We start from the raw sequence: 10226 nt of genomic DNA on the forward strand, positions 1-10226 counted from the left end.
AGACGGTATTTCCATGGCAACGCCGCTGGATACCATCCGCACTGATCTGGCTTCTGGCAAAACTTTAACCGAAAGTCTTGAGCAACCGATATTCTATGGCATTGCTGGTGCTGGCTGGCTTTGGGTAAATCTGGCCTATCTGGCTGGCGGTTTAGCGCTGATAAAACTGCGGGTGATTGGCTGGCGAATTCCGGTTGCGGTATTAGGCAGTTTATTTGCAATCAGCCTGCTAAGCTGGTTGGCAGCCTCCGATACCAATCCAAGCCCGTTGTTTCAGTTATTTTCCGGGGCGACCATGTTGGCAGCCTTTTTTATTGCCACCGATCCGGTTTCGGCATCAACCACTAATAAGGGTCGAATCCTGTACGGTATTTTTATTGGGTTGATGATATTTATCATTCGCAAATACGGTGGTTACCCTGATGGTGTCGCTTTTGCCGTGCTGCTAGCAAATATGGCTGTACCATTGATTGATTACTATACCCGTCCCCGCACTTATGGCCATAAAGCGAAAGGAGCCGGTGAATGATCCAGCCGATATCAAAAAATGCGCTATTGCTGGCCCTGGTAGCATTAGTATGTGTTGCAATTCTGGGTTTGGTAAACCAGCTGGCCCAGCCCAAAATTGCCGAGCAACAATTAGCCAGCAAATTGGCTATTTTAAATGAAGTGTTACCCCAAAGTAGTGCCAATGCAGCCTTGCTGGCCGATTGTATTCTGGTGACTAACCCGCCGTTATTGGGCCGGCCCACGCCGCAATCGGTCTACCGTTTGCGAAGTGGTGACAGTGTTAGCGCCTTTGTTGTTGAAACCACCGCGCCAGACGGTTACAGCGGTAATATTGATTTAATTGTAGCAATACAGCCCGATGGCACCGTGCTGGGTAGCCGGGTACTGAATCATCAGGAGACGCCGGGGCTTGGCGATAAAATTGAGCGGCGCCGCTCATCCTGGATTGAAAGTTTCAGCAATAAACAGATCACGGGTGAGAATGAGTCTGCCTGGGCGGTAAAAAAAGACGGTGGTCAGTTTGACCAGTTCACTGGTGCTACGATTACACCAAGAGCTGTGGTCGATGCCATTTATAAGGTCGGGCTGCTGGTACGACAGCATCCCGAACTTGCCAGCAGGCCAGCAAATTGCGGAGCAAACCAATGAGTGATAACCCAAACAGTATCCGGGAGCTGACGGTACAAGGGCTATGGCGAAACAACCCTGGCCTGGTACAGCTTCTTGGTTTATGCCCGCTATTGGCAGTGACCGGCACGGTGACCAATGCGCTGGGCCTCGGCTTTGCCACCTTACTGGTGTTACTTGGCTCCAACATAGTGGTGTCACTGGTCCGAAATGTGGTGCCCTCTGAAATCCGTATTCCGGTTTTTGTGCTTATTATCGCCAGCTTTGTTACCGTTATTCAGTTGCTGATGAATGCCTACACCTTTGGCTTATACCAGTCGCTGGGCATTTTTATTCCGCTTATTGTGACCAACTGCGCCATTATCGGCCGGGCTGAAGCCTTTGCCTCCAAGAATGCAGTATTGCCTGCCGCTATTGATGCACTAATGATGGGCCTGGGTTTTATGCTGGTGCTCGTGGTATTAGGCGCAATGCGGGAAATACTGGGTCAGGGTACCTTATTTGATGGTGCCGATTTGTTGTTGGGCGACTGGGCTGCCAGCCTGCGCATCGAATTATTTGCGCTTGATACTCAGTTTCTGCTGGCCCTGTTGCCGCCAGGAGCTTTTATTGGCATGGGTTTGTTAATTGCTCTGAAAAATATGATTGATGCCAAATTACAACAACGCCAGAGTCAGGCCGTGGGCATTACCCGGGCCAGGGTAACTGGCGCCGCGCAGTAAAAAGGTCTGGTAGTGTGAATAAACAAAAAAGAATTGAAATGCTCAGTCGCTTGCGGGCGGCTAACCCAACCCCGACTACAGAATTGGAGTACAGCTCCCCTTTTGAACTGCTCATCGCCGTGCTGTTATCGGCTCAGGCCACCGATGTTGGGGTAAATAAAGCCACTAAACAGTTTTTCCCGGTTGCCCGCACGCCGCAGCAAATGCTGGATTTAGGTGTTGACGGGGTAAAGCACTACATTAAAACCATCGGTTTGTTTAATACCAAAGCCGAAAACGTGATAAAAACCTGCCGTATATTAGTAGAGCAACACGGCGGCGAAGTACCAGAAAACCGCGAAGCGTTAGAAGCCCTGCCCGGCGTCGGCCGCAAAACCGCCAATGTGGTGCTTAATACCGCCTTCGGCTGGCCTACCATAGCAGTAGATACCCATATTTTCCGCGTTTCAAACCGCACAAAACTTGCTATGGGTAAGAATGTCGACGAGGTTGAGCACAAGCTGCTTAAAGTGGTACCAGCCGAATTTAAACTCGATGTACACCACTGGCTTATTCTGCACGGCCGCTATACCTGTGTCGCACGTAAGCCGCGTTGTGGTGGTTGTATTATTGAAGACTTGTGTGAGTTTAAAGATAAGACCGAGTAATGATTTTCTTTTTTGAGCCAATAAAAATTACAACAATTCTTTAAATTAACTATAAACCGATGCTTTTATTGCACTACAACTATCAATGGCTAACCGTTTAAACTTTAATGAAGATATTCTTATTCAATTTTTAAGACTTCAATTTTTAGTAAAGAAAACAATAAACCCCCTAAAAAGTGTCTATTCATTGCTTCTATTTCTTCTTTCGATGTAGTACCACCACAGATAAGCACTTCTTGTCGCTCAGCAGGCTCTCTTATAATAAACCCTGTAGAATTGAAGCCATTTTTTTCGTAGAATGCTTTGCGCTTAACTCTTTGTTGATAGTTTTCTTCCTGCTCATCAAGTTCTTCAATAGTTAGTACAATTCTTTTGTCCGAATACTTTTCGTTCAAACAAGCCATTACTTTGCTGCCGTAGCCACTTGAACGGAGCAATTCAGATATCGCAAAAAACTTTACAGATACAATATCTTTATACTTCTTAGTGAAGATAAATCCAATCCATTTATTTTCATCATAGATAACATCAAACCCATTCTTTCCATTTCTCATTCTGCATTTGACAACCCACGCAGGTAGACGTTGAACTTTAGGAAAAGCTTCAAAAAATAGGTCTATAGATTTTGAAAAGTTAACATCGTGTTTATTAAGTGGGCTAAAAGTGACGCTCATACTAACCCTGCAAGCCAATCGAAAGTTAAAAGAGTGGTGAAAATTTTTAGTCCAATTAAACCAAAACAAAATAATATTAGTAAGGCTTTAATTTTTTTACTTTTTATATTATTCCAAAATAAAAGTCTTGCTTGGAATTCACCTTTTAGCTCAGCAATGCCCTCTTTCATACTTAACTCCCTTTCTTTGTAATCAACGTTTACTACAGCACAGGATCGTATGATTACCCAGATAAACTTTGTAACTCAAAGTTACGATAAAGCCTCACCTGTTGCTTATTAAGTTTTAAAAAAATCAAGCCTAGTGCACGACCGCTATACCTGTATCGCCCGCAAGCCGCGCTGTGGTAGTTGTCTTATTGAAGACTTGTGTGCGTTTAAAGATAAAACGAAATAGCAGTAACGGCTGAGCTTGATATTGCTAATGTTGATACGTTGAACGCTTAATGTGACAACTACAGGGTTCATGACGATAAGATTAGGACATATCTAAACCCACTACCACTGTTGCCCAGGCAGTACTTGCCAGTACCAACAAACCGACAAGCATTTCTACACCAATAACGGCTCTGAGACGTTTAACAACTTCAGGCTTTGCCAGTTGCGGTACCAACCATAGCTTATTAGTCGCACCCAGCCCAAGCAGCAATGTCACCATAGTTAATTTGATTAACATCGTTTGACCGTAGGCTGTTTGCCATAGCAGACGTAAATCTCCCAGCAACATTTGCAGCATAACCACACCCATAACCAATAACACACCCACAAAAACCATGGCCAACTTACCAAAGTTAGTCATAACGCTTGCTAGTAGTTCGGTTTTAGCTCTGCGGGTAAGATGCCACAGCGGCAGCAATGAGCCCAGCCACAGGGATATCGCCAACAAATGCAACAGCAATGCGAATTTACCATACCAGGGGGTGCTCACCAGATGCCCGGTAAAGGTAAATGACAGCAAAATAGCGCTAGCCCCCAGCAACATTAACAAGGTGCTAAGTTTGCTTTTCCCGCAAAATAACATCGCCAATATACCACTGCTAAATCCGGCCAGCGCCAAGCCCCAGCTGAAACCTGGCTTACCCGACAGCAGTATGGTGTAAAGCTCCCAGTCGTAAAAACCCGCTAAGCCCTGGCCACTAAACATTAGTAATTGAGTTGAAAAAGCCAGTAGCACAGCAGCAATGCCTAACGCCGCGCAAACAGTGATATAACATCGTAACCAGCGCAACACCGTGGCATGAAACCGCGTTAACTGCCAAATGAAATAGCCACCCACCACCCCTGCGGTGGCAACGTAAGTTAACACTCTGGCCAACCAGGTAATAAGATTAGTGATATCCACAATGCACCTTCAAGGAGCGCCGAGCCCTCCTCTGCTCCATAACTTATTTCGACCAATGAATATGGGTGATTTGCCAGTTACCGTTACGTTGCTGCAACGTAATGGTTTCCATGCCGGTATGAGCAATAGACTTACCTTTATACTGGCCGCTGACTTTCGAGCGCGCCAGTGACAAGGCGCTATCACCTTGTACCACCACATGATGCTCCACAGATTCAATTGACATCGCTTTTAAAAACGCGATATCTGCTGCCATATGGTGGCTCTGATATTCAGCTCGTGACCGCTCTACGCTACCGCCTTCAAAAATAACCACATCACTGGCCAGTAAACGAATTACCGCGTCGGTGTCCCCGGTTTTTAGTGCAGCATGGAAATCCAATACCGCTTTAGCCGCAGGGTGTTGCAGCCCACTAAACAGCGAAATCTCAGGCTTTGCACTCGAAGATGCGGTCAAAGTAACTGCATTAGGATCAACAACGAAACTAAATTCACCTTCTAGTTTATGTCCATCATCCCCCATGCCCATCCAGGAAACTTGATACGATGACGCTGGCAGCGCAGCATGGGTGGCTACAACAAAACGGGATTGAGCAGCCACTGAACGTTTAAAATCCAGTGCAATATCTTTATTTGCCGCATCAGTTAACGAAACATTCATCAAGCGCAGCGGTGCACCAAATTCCAGGCTGAGCTGGCTTACTTCAGCCACCGTCTGCCCATTGGCCGGCACAGATGATTTGAGACTGGTATGCGCCCAACTTTTTGTGGTCATTGCTAACGTCAGCAGTACCGCAAAAAATATCGCGCTACCGTTGGCAAAATTAATATTTTTCATTATTTAATATCCTTAACATCTTTAAAATCAGCAGTGCTATATTTTCTCGATAGCCATTATCACAAATGCCGTACCTTTCTTTTCCACTTTAAAGCGCACGTTATCACCTTGGCTTAAGCCGTCAAACAAGGTCTTATCTTCAATCTGAAAAACCATGGTCATACCAGGCATGCCGAGGCTTTTTATTGCTTCATGCTTTAGGGTGATTTTGCCATATTCACTATCCAGTTTACGAATAACAGCTGTGGTCATCTCATCAGATGCTGTTTGAACTTCTTCGCTTTTATGCTGATGAGAGTGCGTTTCTTGTGCCACCGCAGATGGCATGGCTAATACGGCTAAGGTAATACCGCCTACTACCATTAACATACTCATTTTTAATGCTTTCATCATTCACCTGTCGTTGTTAATTATGCCCGTTATGGGTTTGAGGTTTACGCACTTTTACTTCTAAATCTTTTGTCTGAGGTTGCTCCAGCGGCATTAGCTGCCCCCCATGCTCGTTAGAACGTTTGGGCTGAGCAATATCGCCGGTCCATTCGCGGGCAACAGTCCCCTCGGGATGGTTAAACCAACCCGGGTCTGAATAATCGTTTGGCGCCTGATCTTCCCTTACTTTCACTACACTAAACATGCCGCCCATCTCTACCGAACCAAAAGGGCCGTCACCGCTCATCATCGGTAACGTGTTCTCCGGCAATGGCATGGTCATTTCGGTCATATCGGCCATACCGCGTTCGCCCATAACCATATAGTCAGGCACCAAGGTCTGGATTTTTTTGGTCATACCGCGATGGTCAACGCCTATCATGGTTGGCACATCATGGCCCATCGCGTTCATCGTATGATGTGACTTATGACAATGAAACGCCCAATCCCCCACTTCATCAGCAATAAATTCAATTTGACGCATTTGGCCAACCGCTATGTCGGTAGTGACTTCCGGCCAGCGACTGCCTGGTGGCGTTGGCCCACCATCCGTGCCAGTTACGGCAAACTCATGGCCATGAATATGAATTGGGTGGTTGGTCATCGTCAGATTACCAATTCGAATGCGCACTTTATCGTTTTTACGCACCACCAATGGGTCAATGCCCGGAAAGGCCCGGCTATTCCAGGTCCAAAGATTAAAATCCAGCATGGTCATAATTTTTGGGGTATAGGCGCCAGGTTCGATGTCGTACGCATTAAGCAGAAACACAAAGTCACGGTCCACCTCTTCAATATGTGGATGCGCCTCTTTTGGATGGGTTACCCAGAACCCCATCATGCCCATCGCCATCTGCACCATCTCATCAGCGTGCGGGTGGTACATAAAGGTGCCCGGACGCCTGGCAACAAATTCATAAACATAGGTTTTGCCCACTGGAATAGCGGGTTGATTCAACCCCGCCACACCGTCCATACCATTCGGTAAACGCTGGCCATGCCAATGAATAGAGGTGTGCTCAGGTAGCTTATTGGTGACAAAAATCCTCACTCTATCGCCTTCCACCACTTCAATGGTTGGCCCTGGCGACTGACCGTTATAACCCCATAAATGCGCTTTCATCCCAGGCGCGATTTCTCTGACAACCGGTTCAGCCACCAGATGAAACTCTTTAACGCCATTATTCATGCGCCAGGGCAAGGTCCAGCCATTAAGGGTAACAACCGGATTGTAAGGCCGGCCTGACGAAGGTTGCAAAGGCGCCATTGTATCGGCAGAGTGCTGGCTAACCACTTCGGGGATCCCTGCCAGGGCAGAGCGACTAACCGCAGCGACACCGACACCTGCCGTCAGCGCACCGATACTTTTTAATAGTTCACGACGAGAAAACATAATGATTCCTTAATGGCCAGCGCCAGTAGCTACGCTAACAGATTGCAGTTCGGTACTCTCTGGTTTGGTGACAGATACACCCATCATAACCATATCTAATTGCGACTTTGCCAACCAAAAATCCCGGGTGGCATTAACATAACCGGTTACCGCATTAATTTGATTGCGTGCATCAGCAATTAGCTCAAATACGCTGATAAACATCCCGTTATAGCGCAGCTGATTTTCTTCGGCGATTTGTTGTTGGATCGGCAACATGGCATTTTTGTAATGCAGCGCCAACTCGTGGCCAGAGGCATAGTCATGATAGCTTGTTCTTAATTCTGAACGTGCCTTCACGCCAGCAGCAAAAGCATCATTAAACGCTTGTTGATATTGATACTCTGCTTTTTTTACCCGATAGCTACCCCAATCAAACAGCGGCAACTCCAGTACGGCTTTATAGCTTCTTTCTGAGCTATCCTGCAAATTGCCACCGACCTCTAATTCAAACGCGTTAATAAACCGGGTTGCGTTGGTAAGGCCCGCGCTTTGTGCAATAAACGCCAGCTTTAATTTTGCCAGTCTGATATCCAGCCGCTGGTCTAAGCCTCCTTGCACAACACTGCGCCATTCAGTCAACTGGGCCGGAACTTCGGGTAAACGATGTGGCAAGTTAAAATGCTCTGACTCTTGCCACAGCCCTAATTGTTGCTTTAGTGTTTCTTTGCTGCTGTAAGCTAACTGTCGCGCTTTAACCAGATTAAGCGTGGCTTCCGTTAGCAAAGCTTGTTCACGCAAGTAATCTAATTTACTGAAATTGCCAGATTGCAGCATGCGTTTTGCCAGCTCAGCCCCGGCTTCAGTAGTGGTATACACCTGCTCAATATAATGCAGCACCTCTTGCGCCGCGACGGCATTGAAGTACGCATAGCGGGTATCGGCAATGATACTGGCAATACGCTGCGCGCTTGTTAAACGAGCCTGGGCAAATAGGTTGGTTTCTAACTGGCGCACCTTTGGCAGAGTCAGCAGCAACAGGATATTAAAACCAAACTCTAATTCGGTAGCATAATTGCCATCTGACACATTACGGGTAAGCATAATAGCCGGGTTGGGTAGCTGCGACGCCTGTTGCAGTTGCGCAGCCGATACACCCAGCGCAAAGAGCTCGGCCTGTAATGTTTTATTATTCAGTACGGCGACTTCTACTGCGATATCTAATGTTAAAGGTTGCAGCAATAACGCCTGTACTTGTTGTCTTATTTGCTGTTGTTGCGCATCGTCCTCAATGCGTTGCAGCTGAGTTGGGTTAATAGCCGCAATGTCAGCTTGCACCATAGTTATTGGGTCGCCTGGATTAACAGCACAGGCTGTTAAGCTGGCTAATAGTGTGGTTATAGCAGCCAGTTTAACTACCGATGTATTAGCACGCTTTTTTAGGGGTATTGACATCATTAGTGGCCCTCATGCTGATGAGTTTTGGGCTCAGGTTGCTGAGGCTGCTTGTGCTGCTCGTGGTCCATTGCCCCTTCAGAGGCATAAAACATCCAGCCGCCAATGTCATGGACCCGTTGATTAACGTCTGTCCAGTTGCTAACAACAGGAACCTTTATTTGCTGTGGGGTAACCGGAATATAAAGTGGCGCTGTTAGCGCTTTATCATCGAGCAATGACGCCGGTATAGTGAGCTCGCTGGCTATCAGGCAATCCGTAGCAAAAATGCTGAAGAACCAAAACCCAGCGACAGCTAACCCTTTTGTGGTAATGCTTTTATTCATATCGCTATCCTCAATAAAATTAACTGCATGATGCAAAAACAAATAATGTAAGCGAACCAGCATGGCCGCTAAGCAATTCATCAGTAATTGCGGGGCGAAATAACAGAGTTATAGGGTCTTGGGGGGGCGTTCTTGCGGTAAGACGATACCGGTAGTGTGAAAATAGGTATTTTGCAGAGCTTTTTCAAGACAAGCTATGTCTGTTGTTTCGGATACCAATGGTAAAGGCACACAATGAATTGAGCAGCAATGGTCACAGGCCTCGCAAGGCTCGGCACTGGCTAAATAGGTATATCCTGCTGTGTTACTAACGATTTTGTTTGATGGCGTGTCGACAGCATCTGTTGCAGAGTGATGATGATTGGCAGATGACTTCTGCTCAGCCATGGCATCTAATACTATTGGGTGTTGGTGATGTTGCTGACTTTGGCAATGAACCATAGCATACACGCCCGTTCCTTTTAACAAGAACAGTAAGCAGAGTGCCATGATAAACAAATTACCTGAGCGCATGCGTCATCCGAAATAGCATTATCTAAGTATGATAAGTCAGTATGCTTTAAAGTTCAAACAGCGCTAAACTGGCAGTGAATGAAAAATACCTGCGTGGCGCGTTAACGACATTATTGCAGCTGTATTATTGAAGATTTTGTGAGTACAAAGACAAAGCCGAATAGGAGTTTGTATGAGAATGCTACATACCATGCTACGCGTGGGTAACCTGGAAAAATCGATTGCCTTTTACACCGACGTACTGGGGATGAAACTGCTGCGCCAGTCTGACAATACCGAATATAAATACACCTTGGCATTTGTTGGATATGGTGATGAAAGCGAGCACACGGTGCTTGAGCTGACTTACAATTGGGACAAAGACAGCTACGACTTAGGCAATGCTTATGGTCATATCGCGCTGGAAGTGGACAATGTATATGAGGCTTGCGATAAAATACGCACTAAAGGTGGTGTGATAAGCCGCGAGCCTGGTCCCGTAAAAGGCGGCAGCACAGAAATCGCTTTTGTCCGGGATCCGGATAACTATGCCATCGAGCTTATTCAGAAGAAAACCAAATACGATACTTTGTAAACACGTGGAGTAAACATGACCGATAGCACAAACACTTCAGAACTTCGGGTCAGAGCGGCGACGGTTGAAGATGCCGCCACCATTTTGCAGTTTATAACCGAACTGGCCATCTTTGAAAAAGCCGAAAATGAAGTATTAACCTCGGTAGCGATGATCAAGCAAACCTTGTTTAATGCCGATGCAAAAGCGCACGCACTG

15 protein-coding genes and 1 pseudogene are annotated in these 10226 nt (G+C 46.4%); 7 read left to right on the forward strand and 9 right to left on the reverse strand.

Features of this window, described 5'->3' with window-relative positions; translation table 11 throughout:
* The 4 genes from ABY802_RS14400 to nth all read left to right on the forward strand — a co-directional run.
* On the forward strand, positions 1 to 529 hold a 529-nt coding region (locus ABY802_RS14400), incomplete at its 5' end, for an RnfABCDGE type electron transport complex subunit D (RefSeq protein ID WP_372627822.1).
* Positions 526 to 1158, forward strand: coding sequence for an electron transport complex subunit RsxG (gene rsxG / locus ABY802_RS14405; RefSeq protein WP_372627823.1), 633 nt, complete (start codon positions 526 to 528; stop codon positions 1156 to 1158). The genes ABY802_RS14400 and rsxG, both read left to right, overlap by 4 nt.
* Entirely contained in the window at positions 1155 to 1859 is a 705-nt protein-coding gene (locus ABY802_RS14410) for an electron transport complex subunit E (protein WP_372627824.1), read from the forward strand. Before rsxG ends, ABY802_RS14410 begins: the two co-directional genes overlap by 4 nt.
* Before the next feature lie 14 nt (positions 1860 to 1873).
* Positions 1874 to 2506 (forward strand): endonuclease III, encoded by a 633-nt coding sequence (gene nth / locus ABY802_RS14415; RefSeq protein ID WP_372627825.1) that lies wholly within the window; start codon positions 1874 to 1876, stop codon positions 2504 to 2506.
* 119 nt (positions 2507 to 2625) lie between these two features.
* On the opposite strand, the gene ABY802_RS14420 is transcribed toward nth, so the two are convergent.
* Both ABY802_RS14420 and ABY802_RS14425 read right to left on the reverse strand, forming a co-directional pair.
* A complete protein-coding gene (locus ABY802_RS14420; RefSeq protein WP_372627826.1) occupies positions 2626 to 3180 on the reverse strand; it encodes a GNAT family N-acetyltransferase in 555 nt (184 codons plus the stop codon).
* A complete protein-coding gene (locus ABY802_RS14425) occupies positions 3177 to 3350 on the reverse strand; it encodes a hypothetical protein (protein WP_372627827.1) in 174 nt (57 codons plus the stop codon). Before ABY802_RS14425 ends, ABY802_RS14420 begins: the two co-directional genes overlap by 4 nt.
* 133 nt (positions 3351 to 3483) lie before the next feature.
* Here ABY802_RS14425 and ABY802_RS14430 point away from each other — a divergent pair, with 133 nt between their 5' ends.
* Complete coding sequence (locus ABY802_RS14430) at positions 3484 to 3576, forward strand: hypothetical protein (RefSeq protein ID WP_372627828.1); 93 nt, start codon at positions 3484 to 3486, stop codon at positions 3574 to 3576.
* An 81-nt stretch (positions 3577 to 3657) separates the two neighbouring features.
* Here ABY802_RS14430 and ABY802_RS14435 read toward each other — a convergent pair whose 3' ends face one another.
* From ABY802_RS14435 to ABY802_RS14465, 7 genes are all read right to left on the reverse strand, one after another.
* The gene (locus ABY802_RS14435; RefSeq protein WP_372627829.1) at positions 3658 to 4521 is read right to left on the reverse strand and encodes a copper resistance D family protein; all 864 of its coding nucleotides are present in this window, start codon (positions 4519 to 4521) and stop codon (positions 3658 to 3660) included.
* A 43-nt stretch (positions 4522 to 4564) separates the two neighbouring features.
* Entirely contained in the window at positions 4565 to 5359 is a 795-nt protein-coding gene (locus ABY802_RS14440) for a copper resistance protein CopC (protein WP_372627830.1), read from the reverse strand.
* 36 nt (positions 5360 to 5395) lie between these two features.
* The gene (locus tag ABY802_RS14445; protein ID WP_372627831.1) at positions 5396 to 5752 is read right to left on the reverse strand and encodes a copper-binding protein; all 357 of its coding nucleotides are present in this window, start codon (positions 5750 to 5752) and stop codon (positions 5396 to 5398) included.
* Between the two features lie 13 nt (positions 5753 to 5765).
* On the reverse strand, positions 5766 to 7181 hold the full coding sequence (locus ABY802_RS14450; RefSeq protein ID WP_372627832.1) for a multicopper oxidase family protein: 1416 nt from the start codon (positions 7179 to 7181) through the stop codon (positions 5766 to 5768).
* A gap of 9 nt (positions 7182 to 7190) precedes the next feature.
* The gene (locus ABY802_RS14455) at positions 7191 to 8618 is read right to left on the reverse strand and encodes a TolC family protein (protein ID WP_372627833.1); all 1428 of its coding nucleotides are present in this window, start codon (positions 8616 to 8618) and stop codon (positions 7191 to 7193) included.
* Positions 8618 to 8941: a hypothetical protein gene (locus ABY802_RS14460; RefSeq protein ID WP_372627835.1), complete on the reverse strand. Its 324-nt coding sequence runs from the start codon at positions 8939 to 8941 to the stop codon at positions 8618 to 8620. Before ABY802_RS14460 ends, ABY802_RS14455 begins: the two co-directional genes overlap by 1 nt.
* A 108-nt stretch (positions 8942 to 9049) precedes the next feature.
* Positions 9050 to 9454 carry a hypothetical protein gene (locus tag ABY802_RS14465; protein ID WP_372627836.1) on the reverse strand — a complete coding sequence of 135 codons (405 nt, stop codon included), beginning with the start codon at positions 9452 to 9454 and terminating at the stop codon, positions 9050 to 9052.
* A 172-nt stretch (positions 9455 to 9626) separates the two neighbouring features.
* On the opposite strand from ABY802_RS14465, the gene gloA reads away from it, so the two are divergent.
* Both gloA and ABY802_RS14475 read left to right on the forward strand, forming a co-directional pair.
* Complete coding sequence (gene gloA, locus ABY802_RS14470) at positions 9627 to 10028, forward strand: lactoylglutathione lyase (protein WP_372627837.1); 402 nt, start codon at positions 9627 to 9629, stop codon at positions 10026 to 10028.
* Positions 10029 to 10043: 15 nt separating this feature from the next.
* Positions 10044 to 10226 (forward strand): annotated as a pseudogene (locus ABY802_RS14475) (hypothetical protein); the annotation flags it as partial.

Source organism: Arsukibacterium sp., from assembly GCF_041616895.1.
In the GTDB taxonomy this organism is placed as follows: Bacteria; Pseudomonadota; Gammaproteobacteria; order Enterobacterales; family Alteromonadaceae; genus Alishewanella.